12 protein-coding genes are annotated in these 17273 nt (G+C 47.8%); all 12 read right to left on the reverse strand.

The genetic code is table 11. From position 1 onward, the window contains the following. Position 1: 1 nt before the first annotated feature. The 12 genes from R2940_13450 to R2940_13505 all read right to left on the reverse strand — a co-directional run bounded on the left by R2940_13450 (position 2) and on the right by R2940_13505 (position 17170). Complete coding sequence (locus tag R2940_13450) at positions 2-1363, reverse strand: hypothetical protein (GenBank protein MEZ4600788.1); 1362 nt, start codon at positions 1361-1363, stop codon at positions 2-4. Further along, the gene (locus R2940_13455) at positions 1356-2774 is read right to left on the reverse strand and encodes an O-antigen ligase family protein (GenBank protein MEZ4600789.1); all 1419 of its coding nucleotides are present in this window, start codon (positions 2772-2774) and stop codon (positions 1356-1358) included. The genes R2940_13450 and R2940_13455 overlap by 8 nt, the downstream gene beginning before the upstream one ends. Next, the gene (locus R2940_13460) at positions 2725-3702 is read right to left on the reverse strand and encodes a sulfotransferase (GenBank protein ID MEZ4600790.1); all 978 of its coding nucleotides are present in this window, start codon (positions 3700-3702) and stop codon (positions 2725-2727) included. Before R2940_13460 ends, R2940_13455 begins: the two co-directional genes overlap by 50 nt. Then, complete coding sequence (locus R2940_13465) at positions 3662-4555, reverse strand: sulfotransferase (protein ID MEZ4600791.1); 894 nt, start codon at positions 4553-4555, stop codon at positions 3662-3664. Before R2940_13465 ends, R2940_13460 begins: the two co-directional genes overlap by 41 nt. A gap of 158 nt (positions 4556-4713) precedes the next feature. Next, complete coding sequence (locus R2940_13470) at positions 4714-6042, reverse strand: flippase (GenBank protein ID MEZ4600792.1); 1329 nt, start codon at positions 6040-6042, stop codon at positions 4714-4716. Positions 6043-6101: 59 nt separating this feature from the next. Beyond that, complete coding sequence (gene cysQ / locus R2940_13475) at positions 6102-6866, reverse strand: 3'(2'),5'-bisphosphate nucleotidase CysQ (protein ID MEZ4600793.1); 765 nt, start codon at positions 6864-6866, stop codon at positions 6102-6104. 483 nt (positions 6867-7349) lie between these two features. Beyond that, positions 7350-9236 carry a sulfate adenylyltransferase subunit CysN gene (cysN, locus tag R2940_13480; GenBank protein MEZ4600794.1) on the reverse strand — a complete coding sequence of 629 codons (1887 nt, stop codon included), beginning with the start codon at positions 9234-9236 and terminating at the stop codon, positions 7350-7352. A gap of 89 nt (positions 9237-9325) precedes the next feature. Then, positions 9326-10231 carry a sulfate adenylyltransferase subunit CysD gene (gene cysD, locus R2940_13485; GenBank protein ID MEZ4600795.1) on the reverse strand — a complete coding sequence of 302 codons (906 nt, stop codon included), beginning with the start codon at positions 10229-10231 and terminating at the stop codon, positions 9326-9328. A 106-nt stretch (positions 10232-10337) separates the two neighbouring features. Beyond that, the gene (locus tag R2940_13490; GenBank protein MEZ4600796.1) at positions 10338-11570 is read right to left on the reverse strand and encodes a Wzz/FepE/Etk N-terminal domain-containing protein; all 1233 of its coding nucleotides are present in this window, start codon (positions 11568-11570) and stop codon (positions 10338-10340) included. 705 nt (positions 11571-12275) lie between these two features. After that, the gene (locus R2940_13495; protein ID MEZ4600797.1) at positions 12276-12656 is read right to left on the reverse strand and encodes a GxxExxY protein; all 381 of its coding nucleotides are present in this window, start codon (positions 12654-12656) and stop codon (positions 12276-12278) included. Positions 12657-13156: 500 nt separating this feature from the next. Further along, positions 13157-15664, reverse strand: a complete 2508-nt coding sequence (locus R2940_13500; GenBank protein ID MEZ4600798.1) for an SLBB domain-containing protein — start codon at positions 15662-15664, stop codon at positions 13157-13159. 48 nt (positions 15665-15712) lie between these two features. Continuing rightward, positions 15713-17170, reverse strand: coding sequence for a capsule assembly Wzi family protein (locus R2940_13505; protein MEZ4600799.1), 1458 nt, complete (start codon positions 17168-17170; stop codon positions 15713-15715). Between the last annotated feature and the right edge of the window lie 103 nt (positions 17171-17273).

The raw sequence follows: 17273 nt of genomic DNA on the forward strand, positions 1-17273 counted from the left end.
CTCACTTTAAATTGTTATTTTTTTTGTAATTTTTCAGATTATCCATGAAATTTTTTTCGATTTCGGATGAGAAATATTCTCCCCCAGGAATCATGTTATGCAATTTATACCTCAAGATAATGTCTGGCTTATATTTATTAATCAAAAGCCATCTTTCTTTTTCTTCAGAAATGCTCATTTTCCAGCGATCATCTCTGTGAACCATTAAACCGAAATTTTTATCTGAACCAGAGATTTGAGATTTAAACTCTTTGACAAAAGATTCAATATTTGCACCTTGTATGGGCGGAAGGGTCTCTAAAGAGATGAAATCGATAAAGGGACTTTTACTCAATTTTAAAAGGTCTACCCCTCGTTCCCTACCCCATGCACCAAGGTTGTGTACTTTGGACACTTTAAAACTAGGATCTTCAATTTTGTGATATGAAAGAAGCCACTGATGTAGACCAAAATACATTACCCCATACCACTCAGGATTATTTGAATTATTTTTATTTACAATTTCAGCAACCGGCTCAATCCAATTTTTTAAAAATTGCTCGCAAAGAAAATCATACCATGCCTTCCATACGCCCGTTGGCTTTGCAATATCAACAAATTTTTGGCCAGATTTAATTTTTTCAGGAACATCATACCCAGGAAAATATTTGGTTTGCCCTTTACCATTCGGAACCATTTCAGGTTTAGATACGGGGAATTTATCGACAATTTTTCCTCTGTAATAAACTCCATTATTGACACAATATGATTTCCAAGAACTATAAACTGCCGGGCTGTAACTCGCCGTTTCCCAATAATTGAAGCGAAGGTTATTTTTTCTTTTGCCCAAGTATGGTATGTGATCTTCGTTAAAAAAGTATCCACTCACTAAGCCTTGCATTTTTCTAAGATATTTTTCCTCATATTCTCTCAAAAACCATTGAACTGCTGCTGGATTTAGCTTATCAAAAACCGCAGATCCATTTTTTTTTGCTTTAATAATGGTCCCATCTGGCTTCATAACATAAGCTTGAAATTCGCACGGTATCTCATAATTTTGTAAGAACCGTTCCGTTAACCTCCATGAAGAAATCCAAAGATCTATTTTAAATTTTTCAGCTTCTTGAGCTACCGACCTATGCAACTCAACATCCTCAGGTGTGTATTTTATTGGATAAAACTCCAGACCATCAATTTTTCCTTCTATTTTACTAAAAATTTCCTTAGCATCTTTAATATTATGAACTTCGTTCCCTTTTAGATTATCTTTTGTCGATAGAAACTGAACAAGGAGATAGCCCTTTTGTAATGGTCTTTGCGCGCCAGCCTTTTCTGGCATTACAAAAATCAATACAATTAAAGAAAGAAAAATTACTTTATCCAAAGTATTCCTCCTTTCTATTTTTATTATAAATAGATATATAAATTCCAGACAAAGAAAAATACGTAAATGTGAGGAACGCACAATTTATACCACCAGCCAATCCCATGATAAATATACAAAAAATAAATACATAAAATGTCTTCCCGAAAATCTCCATTTCCTTATTATCAATTCTTTTATAAAATCTACTGGCTTTCCTTAGGACCAAAAAGATTGATACAAAGATAGCTACAAATAAGATTCCTCCAATTATACCCATATCCGCAAAAAGGCCTACCCAGAATTGATCGAGGCCTTTTTGTTGATAAACTTGCTCTTTGAAGGATTTCGGCCATTTATCATAGTAAGGGCTTTCGAAAATGACAGATGCTACGCCACCAAACATGCCAGGTCCAATACCCGAAAAAGGATGGTCATTTATTATCTCGATTGCCTGCAAGAAAGTAAAATATCTAAAATATCTGCTTTCGTCCAACGAGCCAGACATATTTGCCGAACTTGTGATACCTCCCCAATAAACAATTACTGCAATGCTTGCACAAACAATTAAAGGCGTCATTATGCAAACTATTTTTTTATTTATTTTAACTATCGCCAAAAACATAAGAATGAAACAGATCCATGCTTGTCTTGACAAAGATAGTAATACAAGAATTAAAATTAAAGTAAGTTTAGAATAATAAAATTTTTGTTTATTTTTTGCATAAACTAAGAAAAAAGCTAGTGCCCCATAGATACCTATATAATTCCAATTACCATTTCCAGTGAACGAGATTACTCTATACAGGCCGAATCTCTGGGTATCATCAACGAGAATATTTATTCCTAAATTAAAACCTAAAGCTAATATTTCGCCGATAATACCCCCAAAAGATAAAACTACGGCCACTAGAATTGTAGCGCTTACGCATTTTCTAAAATCGTTTATATCAAAACTTAACCATGCAAAAAGAATGATTACTGCTACATTTTTTAAATATCCGTAAATTCCCAAAAACCCTTGCATGCTTCCCGTGTTATTAACAAATACCCATAGAATTCCGCAAAACAGGAAAGAAATGATCCATTTGAAAAATGGATAATTATTAAGGCGATAATTTCTGGGATTAAGTAACAAAAAGGAAACTAGAACCAATGTAAAAAATAAAAAACTAGCTTCGTCAATCTGGCCAAACATTTTTATTGGTAAAGGAATTGCTACTTGGTCTTTTCCCCCCGAAATGACCGTCTCAGGAAATTTCTGAAATGGGAGCAAAACCAAAATAAAGACGGCAACTCCTTTTAACACTCTTGCAAATTTAATCCTTCGGTAAATCAGGGATTTCTTCTCATCGCAAATGACCCCTTTGTCAACCGGATAATTAGAATTCATATCCTGCCTTGCGAGCAACGATTCTGGTTGTCCTTTCAATACTTATTATTTCCTTTTCAGAAAGGTTTTCCTTATATTTGTAATTCATGTCTTTCATTTTTCCGACTGACTTTAGGTATTCATGTGCTTTTTTAGATTCAGATAGTCCTACAAAATCGTAAATTTTATTTAAATGCTCGTGCGGAGACTTAACAAAATCTTCGTATTTTAGCTCCAAATACCTATCCTCGCCTGCAATTTCTTTCTCCTGCCATGAAATTTCGAGAATCCGTTTCCATTGAATGGCGGCAAGAACTGCAGAAGATTTTCCGCTTTCAATCCACTCAAGGATATAATTCTCCGGAAGACCGCCTTCCCACCAAGGGGATTGCAATCCATTTTCCCTCCAGAAACTTATATTTAGAAGCGAAGAAACAACAGCTCTTGGATCTCTAGTCACATGAATAAAAAAAGGTCTTTCAAATATACTATTTAAAAAATTAATACGCGGCGGTCCTGTAAATTTGGAAAAGAATCTTTGTTTTCCTTGAAAAAATAAGAGATTTTTTATGTAACTGAGTACTCTTTTTTTTTCGATTTCAGTAGCACAACTATCAATAAGGTATTGGTAGGAAAACTTTTTGCCACAAAGAAATTCCCAAACCGGAAAAGCTTCAATGCTATAGGGAAGAAACTTTCGTAGGGTACTTGAAATATCTTCTTTCTGCTTTTTCTTCCCCCTTAGATGTGCTCCTAGAACTGGAAGGGAATTGGCCCTATTTAATGCAGACAACCAATAGCATCTAGGAAAGGCATTTACCCAATTAGAGATCCATCCCAAATCATCATGAAGTGATATAGCTTCGGAAATAATGCTAGTTCCGCTGCGTGGCATACCAATAAGGAAAACAGGGGAGTTAATATTTATTGTTTTGTTCATTTCAAACCTATTGTAATTTATATTTCCAAAAATTGATTTCTTTGCCAAGCAAGCCTTCAAGATTTACTATGTCATCTTTGTAGAATTCTTCCAAATAACTCCTTGTTTCTGCTTGCATTGATTCTTTTTTGCCTTTTTTTATGTTTAAATTCAGTAATGTAGTTTGAATTTTAACTCTTATCGCTACTGGTAAGAATTTTTTGAGTAGCGGATATCTTCGATTTCTGATCTTATGCAAAAACTTAAACCTGATTTCCCCACCTTCATTGAGTTTTTTAAAATCTGGAGAGAACCCTCGATTTACGCCCAAAAATGCAAAAATATCCTGACAAAAATAACTTAAGTTCGAAAAAAACTCTTCGAAGATATATATCTTTACATTTTCTCTTCCAAAAACTTCTAAATAATTTCTTACCTGATTATAATATAGACCTCTTTCGAGGTAGAGATAACTAGCCCACCACCTTAAGGAAGATCTTTTGAATTTTTCTGTATTTCGGAAAATTCTTTCATTATGACTAATAGCTTCCTCAAATGATTTTTCCTCATTGCCAATCAAAGACATGTATTTCCAGTAGGAATAAGCCATATCAACTGGATTTCGAAGAATTATTATTACTTTTGCAGTTGGAGAAAATTCTTTTATTAATTGTGCAGATTCTTTTTCAAAGAGGTATCCTGTTGATGCTTCACCTATAGCCTTAGCTTTTTTACTATTTTTAAAAAGTGAATAATATTCATTAATATTGTTCATTCCTGCATCTTTTATAAAAAAGAAAGGCTCTTTTCTTGCCGAAATAAAAATTTCTGGATGTTGTGCTAGGTAATAAGCCATTGACGTCGTACCAGATTTAGCTGCGCCAACAATAAAAAAATTTGGCTTTTTAGGAGTTGATTTCATAATCATATCCAAAAATTTAACTCTGTTTCCAATCAATAGGGAAAACTAGAAATTTTTTTAAAGATTTTCTCGAAATACTTTATCTTCTCATCTTGCCCATCATAGTACAATTTCTTGAATCCAAGTCACATAAAAGCTAAAATTTAATTATATTTTACTTACGGCGATGAAAAATTTTTGAACCATGGGATATAACCTATTGTTTTTCCAAACTTTATTTTTATGAAAAATAATGTCATACAATTCCAAAGAGCCATACTTGAGGTCCCTGCCAACGCCGCACCTAAAAGTCCAAATTTTGGTATCAAAAACAAAGTGAGAAATATATTTATAGAGGAAGATATCGCAATAATGTTTCTGAAAGCCTTCTGTTGTCCCGTCATATTCATAAAATACCCTGTGGAGCCCGATACTGAATTGACAAACTGGCCTACCACGAGAATCAACATCGGAAGGTAAGCGACTGTAAAATCCTCTCCAAATAGGGCTAGAATGGGGCGGCCGAAGACCACGAGGAACAAAAGTATTGGGGTCGTTGTCCAAAAAATCAGCCTTGTGGACTTCTTTGCAACATAGAATAGATCGTCAAGCTTCCCGGTGTGAAAAAGCTCTGAGAATTTTGGCGCGGCCATGGAATTTATCGCTTGCAGTACGAACGAAGTTAAAGTTGCCAATTTTACAGCGATGGCGTAAAACCCCACTTCGCTCGCTGGGCGGTATACTCCCAAAACAAGGACGCCAACCTGGCCGATGATAAAATTCATAGACGCGGTCATCAACATAGGGGCTGAAATTGAAAGCAGTTCGACCAACTTGAGCGGCCGAACCTGATCATCAGGCCGCATTTGGCAACGGAAGGCTCTGTCCATAATAAGAGCCCCTGTAATCGCCGTCGCTCCCCAAGCCGCCAATTGTGCGTAAAAGGGATCGTTGGGCTGCTTTGAGATCGCCATCAGCGCTAATAGAATCAACAGCATCATCGCATGTGGAAGAATTTGCATAAAAGCAAAGATGCGAATTAATCGAAGACCGCGAACCGCTTCTGTATTAAGATCCATCAGCGCCTTGAAAATAACGCTGAGAGCTGTCACAGCTATGTAAAAATTTAAATCAGGCTTAGTAAAAACTTTCTGTGCGATCAGATTAGAACAAAAATATAGAGCTCCTCCAACCAAAAGTGAGGTTACAGCCACAAGATACTGTGTTTTACGGTATATATTGAAAGCCGAGGTCACCGAGTACTTGGTAAGATGCTCTGGAATCAGGCGTAAAATCGAGACGTTCGTTCCCATCACTGCGAAGATAGAGGCCATCATCATGAAGGCCTGGACAATCGCCAACACACCCATCATACTGGCCCCATAAAATCGGGCGACGAGAACGTTCGACAGCAAAGCCAGTCCGACCCCCGACATCTTTCCCGTTAAAGCAAAGGCTGAGCCAGTGAGGATCTCGGAAAATTTTTTATCTGCTAGGATTTTACTCATTTTCCTGTGAAAGATTTGGACCATAGTTTAAAGGTTCCAGGCCGAGGACCGAGGTAAATTCAACCTAATCCTTCTACAATAAAGAATGGATTAAGAAGGTTTTCTTTGTTGTATAACAGTGGCATCCCCTCCGGGGTTTTCACTGTCCCACCAGCTCCCTCAACCACCGCATGACCCGCCGCCGTATCCCACTCCATCGTCGGGCCGAGCCGGGGGTAAAGATCTGCGCGTCCTTCCGCTACCGCACAAAGCTTTAGGGAACTACCCACCGGCAGTGCATCGGCCACTTTGATATCCTTCAGGTATTCTTCGAGCTCTGGGGAAGGATGAGAGCGGCTCATAACGACCGTCAGGCCCTTTTCAGGATCGGCCTTTCGCACCTGGATGGCGACAGCCTCGCCCTGCCCTTCACGGCACCAAGCCCCTTGTCCTCTTCCTCCCCAAAACATCTTGTCCTGGGCTGGTACATAAACCACCCCCAAAACCGACTCCTGTCCCTCGATCAAAGCGATATTGACCGTGAACTCGCCATTGCGCTTGATAAATTCCTTGGTTCCATCCAGAGGATCGACCAGCCAGAAACGCCTCCAGTTCCTCCGCACTTCGTAGGGGATATCCTTCCCCTCTTCTGACAAAACAGGGATATCGGGCGTCAATTCCTGAAGACCGGCGACAATGACCGCGTGCGAGGCTTTATCGGCGGCGGTTAAAGGGGATTTGTCGTCTTTGATTTCGACGGTGATTTCGCCGTTATAGATTTCCATTATTGCCGTTCCCGCCCTTTTAGCGAGAGTGCAGAGTGCCTTGATGTCGATGTTATTCAAAAAATTTCTCCTTGCAGGGACGCGGGACGGGGGACGTGGAAGTCAAAATCTCTCTATGGCCGCGTTCTACTAAATCGATTTTCTTTTGGCCCTGATCAGGCCGCGTAAAAGTGAAGAGATCGCCTCCGTTTCTTCGACCCACTTCTTTCCTGTCTTTTTTTCAATGTAGTCAATCTCAATGCCAATATAGACCTGGGTCCGAAGCTCGCCACACGAGCCTTTGGCATAAAGCAGAAACTTTATACAATCCCTGGGACTGGCCCGTTCGATCCCTTCGGCAATGTTACTGGGGATAGACAGACCGGATCTTGTGATCTGATCCCGAAACCCGTAGTCCCGACATTCGCTAAGGCTTTATAGATTTCGGCACTCAAACGCGCTGAACGCTTCCAAACCTCCAGATCCTCGAATCGCATGCTACCCTCCGCTTCGCTGCGGGCAGTACGCCTTTAAAATCCTCGTCCCGCGTTCCTCGTCCCTTCTTTATCCGAAAATCTCCCTCACAATCCTCTCCGCCAATTCCTCGGGAGTTGCCTCCGCGCCGTTGACAACAATCTCAGGACTTTCCGGGGCCTCGTAGGCCGAATCGATGCCGGTGAAGTTTTTGAGTTGACCGGCGCGGGCCTTTTTGTAAAGGCCTTTGGGGTCACGCTTTTCGCAAACTTCGAGGGGGGTGTTGACGTAAATTTCGATGAACTCACCCTTCTCCAGCAGGTCTCGGGCCATCTGCCGTTCGCTCCTGAAGGGTGAGATGAACGATGTCAGGACGATCATTCCGGCATCGACGAAAAGCTTGGCGGCCTCGGCGATGCGGCGGATGTTTTCCACCCGGTCGACATCGGTAAAGCCCAGGTCGCGGTTCAGGCCGTGACGAATGTTGTCCCCATCAAGCAGATACGTATGCTTACCCATGGAATGCAGTTTCTTCTCCACCAGGTTGGCGATGGTCGATTTTCCCGAACCGGACAGGCCGGTGAACCAGAGCACCCGGGGCTTCTGCCCCTTGAGGGCGGCACGGCTGGCCTTGTCGATGTCGAGCGCCTGCCAGTGGATGTTGCTGGCCCGCCGCAGGGGAAAGTTGATCATTCCGGCACCGACCGTGGCATGGGTAAAACGGTCAATGAGGATGAAACTGCCGGTGGCTCGATTGTCCCTGTAGGGATCGAAGGAGATCGCTTTGGAAACGCTCAGATTGCAGATGCCGATCTCGTTCAGTCCGAGTTTTTTGACTGGGTGGTGCTCGAGGGTATTGACGTCCACGCTGTACTTGAGATCGGTGACCTGAGCCGGGACAACGGCAGTGCCGATCTTCAGAAGATAGCTTCGTCCCGGTAGAAGAGAATCTTCATGCATCCAGACCACCTGAGCCGCAAACTGATCGGCATGGTCCGGCCGGGCTGTCGCTGCGGCCAGCATGTCCCCCCGGCTGATATCGATCTCGTCTTCCAAAGTCAAGGTGATCGCCTCGCCGGCGGAAGCCTCCGACAAATCTCCATCCATCGTGACGATACGCGCCACCCGACTTTGCTGACCGGAGGAGGTCACCACCACCGGGTCGCCGAGACGCACGGTTCCCGAAGCGATGGTGCCGGAGAAGCCGCGAAAGTCGAGGTTAGGCCGATTGACCCACTGCACCGGCATACGAAAGGGGCGGTCAACCGCAAGGTCGGTAACCTGCACCGTCTCAAGATATTCCAGCAGGGTCGGCCCTTCGTACCACCCCATGTTCTCACTCCGAGCGATGATGTTGTCGCCCTTCAAAGCCGATATGGGGATGCAGATGATTTGTTCGAAACCGAGATCTGCGGCGAAGGCCTTGTACTCCTCGATAATGGTTCGAAACCGGTAAGCACCGAATTCGACAAGGTCCATCTTGTTAACTGCCAGCACCACATTTCGGATTCCAACAAGTGAGACGAGGTAGCTGTGACGCTTGGTTTGGGTCAGGATACCCTTCCGGGCATCGACCAGGATCACGGCCACCTCGGCAGTGGAAGCCCCGGTCACCATATTGCGAGTGTACTGCTCGTGGCCCGGGGTATCGGCGACAATAAACTTGCGCTTGTCCGTAGAAAAGAAGCGGTAGGCGACATCTATGGTAATCCCCTGCTCGCGCTCGGCCTGCAGCCCGTCGAGCAGAAGGGCATAGTCGATCTCCTCCCCCTGGGTGCCGCAGCGCTTGCTGTCGGCCTCCAGAGCAGCCAACTGGTCCTCGTAAATCAACTTCGAGTCCCATAACAGACGGCCGATCAAAGTGCTTTTGCCGTCATCGACGCTGCCGCAGGTAATGAAGCGCAGCATGCTCTTTTCTTCTTGTGCCTTAAGATAGGCGTGGATGTCTTCTGCGATAAGTGCGGATTGGGGGGTCATATTTGAAATCTCCGATTTCTTAAGGCTCAAGGTTCAAGGCTTAAGGTTTAAGGTCTTGGTCCAGTGACTTTACCCCTTGTCCCTTGTCCCTAAAAATATCCTTCCTGCTTCTTCTTTTCCATCGATCCAGCCTGGTCGAAGTCGATGAGGCGGCCCTGGCGCTCTGATGTTCGGGTGAGCAACATTTCCTGGATGATTTCCGGAAGGGTGGCGGCGGTCGATTCTACAGCGGCGGTCAGAGGGTAGCAGCCTAGGGTGCGGAAGCGCACCGTTCGTTGTTCGATTTTTTCTTTCGGACGCAGCACCAGCCGCTCGTCGTCGGCCATCAGCAGCATCCCGTCCCGTTCGACCACCGGTCGCTCTTTTGCGAAATAGAGGGGCACGATGGGGATATTTTCGAGGTAGATGTATTGCCAGACATCGAGTTCGGTCCAGTTGGAAATGGGAAAGACCCGAATGCTCTCCCCCTGCCGTACCTTTGTGTTGTAAAGGTTCCACAACTCCGGCCGCTGGTTCTTTGGATCCCACCGGTGCTGAGCGGTCCGGAAGGAAAAGATCCGTTCCTTGGCCCGGGATTTTTCTTCGTCCCGCCGTGCGCCGCCGAAAGCGGCATCGAACTTGTACTTGTCCAGGGCCTGCTTGAGCCCCTCGGTCTTCATGACATCGGTGTAGAGAGCCGAACCGTGGGTGAAGGGGCTGACACCCTGTCTGATCCCGTCCTGATTGGTGTAAATAAGGAGATCGAAACCATATTCGGCGGCGATATTATCGCGAAATTCGATCATTTCGCGAAACTTCCAGGTGGTATCGACATGCATCAACGGAAAAGGCGGTTTGGCCGGATAAAAGGCCTTGCGCGCCAGATGTAGCATGACCGATGAGTCCTTACCGATGGAATAAAGCATCACCGGATTTTCGAATTCAGCCGCAACTTCCCGAATGATGTGGATACTTTCAGCTTCAAGTTGACGAAGATGGGTTTTGTTTAGTTTCATGCTGATCCGTCCTATCATTGTTATTAAGGCAAACGGCCAGAGGCCAAAAGCCGAAGTAAATCTATCAACAAGCCAAAGGCCCGAGGTAAAAACAGGTGTTTAGCCGTTACCTTTGGCCTCGGGCCCTTAATCTCACCGCCCTCTTGATCTCCTCCCAACGCTCCTTATCTTCTTCCGGCATTCGCTCCGAATACTCCCGGACAAAGGCTGCCAGGAGGGCTCCGAAGCCAACTACGAAAGTGGCGGCCAAAACGAGCAGACTCCGTTTCGGTTTGGTTTTCTTGTCGGGAACGATGGCATCGTCGAGCACCTGGATGGTGGAAGTATTCTTGGCCTCGTTGATTTTGGCCACTTCATACTGCTGGGTCAGCAGCTCCAGCAGGGTTTCCTGAACTTTAAAATCCCGCAACACCCGCGCATACTGGATACCCAGTTCAGGTACAGCGGAGGTGGCGATGAATATATCTTCCGAAACCCCCTTGCCACCCGGGGATTGTTCCAGCTTTTTCAGTTGGGCTTTGATTTGGGCAACGGCTTCCTTCAGGGCGATCACTTCAGGATTCTGCTCCGTCTGTGAAGAGCGAAGAACACCGAGTTGAACTTCCTTGCTGGCCAGTTCCCCTTTCAACTGAGCAATGGCCTCGATGATGGCATTGGCCTGATCGTCGATTTTGATGGCCTTGTTTTCCTTCTGGAAGTTCTGCAGACGTTCTTCGGCTGCCAGCAGATCCTTTTTAACCAATTTCAGGCGCTCTTCGAGAAAAAGCCGCTCTCGTCCGGCGCTGCTGAGATTGATCTTGACGTTGACCTTCTTCAATTCCTCGACAAACGCATTGGCCATCGCAGCGGCCCGCTCCGGATCCTTATCCTCGACAGAGACGGTGACGATGCCATCGTCCTTGCCGAGAGCGATCTGAACATGGTCCTCGAGCTTGGCGTAGGTCTTGACGCGATATTCCTGATCGTAGACCTCCATCAAATCGAATTGATCGATAATGGCGTCCGCTACCGTACGGCTTTTCAGCATGCCGACATAAAGCTCCCCGGTACTCCCACCAACCGAAACCCCCGCCAGAGCTGCCAAATCACTCATACCCCCCAGCATCGCGGAAAGCCCCCCTTTGCTTTCGCTCGGCGGCAGAACTCGAGCTGTACCCGTATAAATGTTGGGCATCAGCAAGGTAATGATGCAGGCCAGCACAAAAGCCACTGCGCAGGACTTTAGAATCATCTTCTTGTGCTTGACGATGACGAGGAGGTATTCGAGGAGGTTGATTTCGTCTTCCGCCTCGTAGGGGCGGGCAAATTCACGGCTCTGATCTTCTTGTTCTTCAGTCATTGTTTGCTCTTTTAGCAATAGATTTCATAAAAATCTGTAAGGGCCATTAACACAAACACAAAAAATCTATCTCGAACGCAGATAAAGGCGGATGTTCACAGATTAAGCCTTAAAACTAATAGATTTTGTTTTTGACTGCATCCTGCCTTTCATCCGCTTTTATCAGTTCTTATCTGCGTTCAATTCCGGGTTTGATTTTTGACTCTGGTCTTGAAAACTTGAAAATCTAAGTCCATTTCGAACGCAGATAAGGGCGGATGTTCGCAGATAAAACCTTAAACTTTTATCTCTGATTCAGTCTTCATCCCGCCTTTAATCCGCCTTTATCAGGTTTTATCTGCACTCAGTCCAGGTTTACTTTTTGGTCGTGATCTCAGAGGCCTGAAAATCAAAAATCTGTTTCGAACGCAGATAAGGGCGGATGTTCCAGATAAAACATTAAAACTTTTAGACTTTGCTTTTGACTTCATCCCGCCTTTCATCCGCCTTTATCAGATCTTATCTTCGTTCAATTCGGGTTTGCTTTTTGACCCCGGTCTTGGAAACTTGAAAATCTAAGTCCATTTCGAACGCAGATAAGGGCGGATGTTCGCAGATAAAACCTTAAACCGGTTTAGACTTTGTTTTTGACTGCATCCCGCCTTTCATCCGCCTTTATCAGATCTTATCTGCGTTCAAATATGCCTTTGTCTTGACTTTCAAGATTTAAAAATTCACTATTCTTCTAATTTCTACTTTTTCTGATCCAAAATTAATCAGAAGGCAGATCTTTTTTCCTGTTCCTTTCAGGTAGTTCATGCCCTGAGCAAAATGGCTAGCATCTAAAGCTTTGACTGCCTTTAACTCCACAATCACTTCTTTTTCAACCAGTAAGTCTGCAAAAAATTCACCAACTATTACACCATCGTAAAATACATTTATTGGATGTTGTCTCTCGACGATCAAGCCCGATTTTTTTACTTCATGATAAAGAGCATTTTCATACACTTTTTCGAGGAATCCAGGCCCGAGTGTATTTGCAACCCTATAAGCACACCCGATGATTTGTTCGGTTATGCTATTGAGGAAGGCTTCATCTCGAACCATTTGCTCCTCCTAAACCAAAACCTGTCTCGAACGCAGATAAAGGCGGATTTACACAGATAAAACCTTAAATCTTTATTCCTGATTTTGACTTTATCCCGTCTTTCATCCGCTTTTATCAGAAGTTATCTGCGTTCAATTCGGGTGTTGATTTTTGTTTTAACCTTGAAAATCAGCAGTCAAAACCTTTTTCGAACGCAGATAAAGGCGGATTTACACAGATAAAACCCTAAATCTTTATTCCTGATTTTGACTTTATCCCGCCTTTCATCCGCCTTTATCAGATGTTATCTGCGTTCAATTCGGGTGTTGATTTTTGTTTTAACCTTGAAAATCAGCAGTCAAAGCCTTTTTCGAACGCAGATAAGGGCGGATTTTCACAGATGAAACCTTCAACCTTTTATCTTTGATCTTAACTCCATCCCGCCTTTCATCCGCCTTTATCAGATGTTATCTGCGTTCAATACCGGTTTAGATTTCGGCTTATTCCTCCTAGCCTCCGGCTAGAAGGAAGCCACCGCCGCCGCACCCAACGCCATCTGATAGATAATGGTGCTCAGGTCCTTGAACTCCTTCATCCAGTCGGTCTTTTCCTCGAAATCTTCGGGGACCAAAATGGAGTCGCCGGGGTAGATGCGGGTGGACTGCAGGCCGCCGAAGGTCCAGCGCCAGTTGTCGCTGTCCCAACTGATGCCGATGCCGGCTTGTTGCTGGCTGACGACGGTGCCGTCGGCGCGGACGATGAACATCTCTTCGGTTTTGGCGTCCTCCTTGGGACCGCCGACCTTGCTGAGGTAATAGTTGGCGTTCTTGCCGGGCTTCCAGGTCAGAGCCGCGGGATTGTAAACCATGCCCTGGACATTGACCGTCTGCGGATCCTTCGGAATATAGATTTCATCCCCGCTCATCAGAGCGACATTATCCGCGGATTCCTTGAGCTGCCCGATCGGCTTCAGTTGCACCACCAGGCGACCAGTCACGGGCGTGTTTCGCAATTTGTCAAGCAAAGCCTGCTGGCTTGCAATGGTGGTTTGGGCCGCCTTTGCCTCCTCGGGAGTCATGGCCCCGGCAGCCATCTCCTGGGAGACTTTTGCGATTTGCCGCTCCTGTTCGTCGATCAGTTTCTGAACATGCTGCCGCTGAGTGTCCTTAATCGACTCGCGGGTAAAAATCGCCCCCCGCAGATAGGCCTCGCCAGTATAGCCGCCGGCCCTTTCGAGTACCGAACTGAGCGTCTCGCCCTTGCTGATTGCGTAGATACCGGGAAACAAAACTTCCCCTTTGACAACCACCCGCATCCGTTCGCCGTAATCGGGGATCGAGCGCACCACGAGATGGTCTTCCGGCTGGAGCAGCAAGTTGTGCTGGGGATGACCGGACAGGGCCTTTTCGAGATTGATGTTGAAGCGTTCCACCCGAGTGCCGGTGGCACTGGGTATGTAGCGGGTGATTTCGGCCTGATCGAGGAAGGCGCCTCGCTTGAGACTGCCGGCAACGGTGACCAAATCCTTTACGGTCATTTTGTCGAAGAGCCGATAGGTGCCCGACTTGAGGACCGCTCCGGCGATGGAGACCTCCGGCATCTCCTCCATCTCGGCACGGGAAAAAACCCGTACTTCGTCATATTCCTGCAGAACCAGGTTGTGCTCCGGGTTCCCCTCGAGGGCCTGCTGCAGATCGACGGTCACGATTTCCGGCCGATATTCCGGTGGTAAGCGATGAATGATCTGCGCCGCGTGGGGATAGAATTCCGGCAGGAGGTTGTCGTAGGGGATGAGCAGGTCGGCCAGCCGCATCCCTTTGGTCAGCTCGTACTTTCCGGGCCGCACCACGTAACCCTGCAGGCTGACAAAGCCACCGGCCATGGCGATGGGAGAGACCTTGACCAGATCTCGATCCTGCATGGGGAAAGTCAGAGCCGCCGCTTCCTTCTGCTCTACGCTGCCCAGGTCGAGGTCGAGCACAAGCCGCTGCCGATGAGCCTGGATCCGCTCGATCTGTACCTTGTTCAGGTAAGCGGTCGGGTTGACACCGCCGGCCAGGGCCAGGCAGTCGGACAGCGTTTCCCCGCCCTTCAGCTCGTAGACGGCCGGACGCCGGACGTTGCCGGCGATGCCGACAAGGGGGCCGGACATGGGCACGAAAATCGTATCGCCGGCCTGCAGGCGCACATCGCGGTTCTTGTCGCCTGAGAGAAAGAAATCGTAGAAGTCGAATTCGGTCAGGAGGGCGCCTTGCCGCAGCACCTGTACTTTTCGCAGGCTGCCGCGACCGGAAGGCCCGCCGGCCGCCGACAATGCGGTCAGAAGGGTAGAAAGGGAGCTCAACTGATAGCTGCCGGGCGCGGCAACTTCACCCACCATGAACACCTGGATGGAGCGCAGCGACCCCATGGTGACGTTCATTTCGAAATTTTTGAAGTATTTGGAGACCTGGGTCTTGATGGTCTGCTTTGCTTCGCTGAAGGTCTGCCCCCAGAGATTGATAACCCCCACCTTGGGCAGGGTGATTTCGCCGTTGCGGTCGACGGTCACACTGTAGTTGCCCTCGATATTGCCCCACACGTCGATGCGCAGGGTATCCCCGGGGCCGACGACATAGTCGGGGCCGACCAGAGCCAGAGGATCCGGTTGCAGTCGGGCCCGGTTATGGAAAAAGCTGAAGCCGAAACGCTTCAGGTTGAGATCCATGCGACCGGAGACCGATGACTTGAAAGCCTCATCGCCGGAGTCTTGGAAAATTTGCTCGACATCGATTTCGGCTTGCTGCAAATCGGCACTCTCAGGGCCTGCGTCTGCCGCAGAGGGCTGTGCTCCGATCTCGGGCGACAGGGCTGGGCCCGTCTGAACGGGGCCGGATGCATCCATCTGCATCGGGCTCAAGGTGGCCGTTCCTGTCGTCCCACCACTTATGGAGGTGGCACCTGTGCCGCCGGCTCCCATCGCGGCCGGCTCAGCCATGGCGGAACCGAAACCGGTGAGGACCGCCATCCCGATCAAAAAACACTGCATCAAATGTTGAATCCTGCGTCCCTTCATACTTTCATCCTTCTGAATTGCCTACCATGTCCCCATTAATCCGAAAGAACCCGAAAAATGGGTCTCGTCGTTGCCGTCCTCGTAATCTGCGTTTTCAATCCGTCCATATCCCAGACCAAGATTCAGGGCCAGATGTTCCCTGAATTCCCAGTTGAGCTTCAAAAGCCCCTGGTAGTGCTTCTCTCGCACGGGCTGGTCATATCCTCGGCTCTCGTAATCGATGCCCATGGTCATCAGCAGGTCTTGAGGCAGAATGAGCTGCACCTCGCCATAGATGTCCTTGGCGCCACCCCCCGCGTGGTGACCCATGATCTTGCCTTCGTAAGTGTAGCCGGAACGATAAATGCCGTGCCGATACCAGGGAGGGGAATTGGTATCGATTTCGGACAGGTCGGCGTACTCCAGCCGCATGCTGGCTCTGCCGGACGGCTCGATCCGCGGCAGGTACAGGCCCGCAAGCCAGGCCCTGTTGGCCAGAAAGGACCCGGCCTCGTCCTCGCCGCCGTACTCGCCGTAGATTTCCGCCCCCCAGAGAAAGGGCAGGCGCAGGCGGGCATCGAGAGCGGCGATGTTGTTACTGTTGTCCTCGTCGCCTTCCAGGTTTTTGCCGCCCAGAATGGTCAGGAAGTCATCCCAGCCAACGTCCGGCCGGCCATCTCCGCCGAAAATGACCGTCCGCGAAGCGCCCACCTCGAACCAGGGCAGGGGCTTGACGTTGAGCCGCAGGCCGGCGAAATAGGGTTCCGGGACGACCCGGTCCTCTTCCAGTTCGCTCCAGAAGACGTCGAAGCGGAAAGGGCCGAGGTATTTGAATATCCAGGGAATCAGAACGGGGGTGGGGTTGGTGATCCGCACCATGTCGAGGGGCTTGGCGTTATTGGTCAGGACCAGTGAGCCGTGCCGACCTTGTCCCCACCAGAGGGATTGGCGGCCGACGGAGACTTCGAAGGGCCCCAGGCCAAGGGCAGCCTTGCCATGCAGAAGCGAGAAGGAGGTGGAGTCCCCGTCTTCCAGGATCTCCAGCAGCGGCCGGGCGCTCAGCAGGACATGCTCCCCCAGCTTGGCCTCGGCCTGGAAAATCAACTGGCCATTGTGATGCTCGCCGTAGTCGATGCCGTCATTATTGTAATTGAGGGCGTACTGGCGGGCGTCGACTCGATCGGTCCCTGCATAGACCGATTCGTCTCCGTCCTGATACAGGTAGGTGAACTGCAGCTCCCGCGGTTTGAGATAGCTGCCCGGAGCGGCTCCCTCGCCGAGTTCATCACCGAAAAACCGCTCCAGCCTGTCCAGCAGTTCATGGACGGCAGGGGGAGGGTCGGCAGACTCGGATTTGGCGAGAGCTTCCCGCACCTGGCGAGCCGCCTCGATCCGGGAATAGGGACGGGCACCCTGCAGCACGGAATCGATCAGTCCCAAACCGGCGAGCTTGTCCAGGGCGGGATAGACCCAGCTATCAAGGGGTAGTGTGTCGGACACTGCGGCCATCGTCGGCGCGCAAACCAGCAACATTGCAACTGACAAAACCAGGAGGATCCAACACCTGCACTTTCGCAACATCGATACTCAACCTTGCAGAATA

It is taken from the genome of Syntrophotaleaceae bacterium (assembly GCA_041390365.1).
Classification (GTDB): domain Bacteria; phylum Desulfobacterota; class Desulfuromonadia; order Desulfuromonadales; family Syntrophotaleaceae; genus JAWKQB01.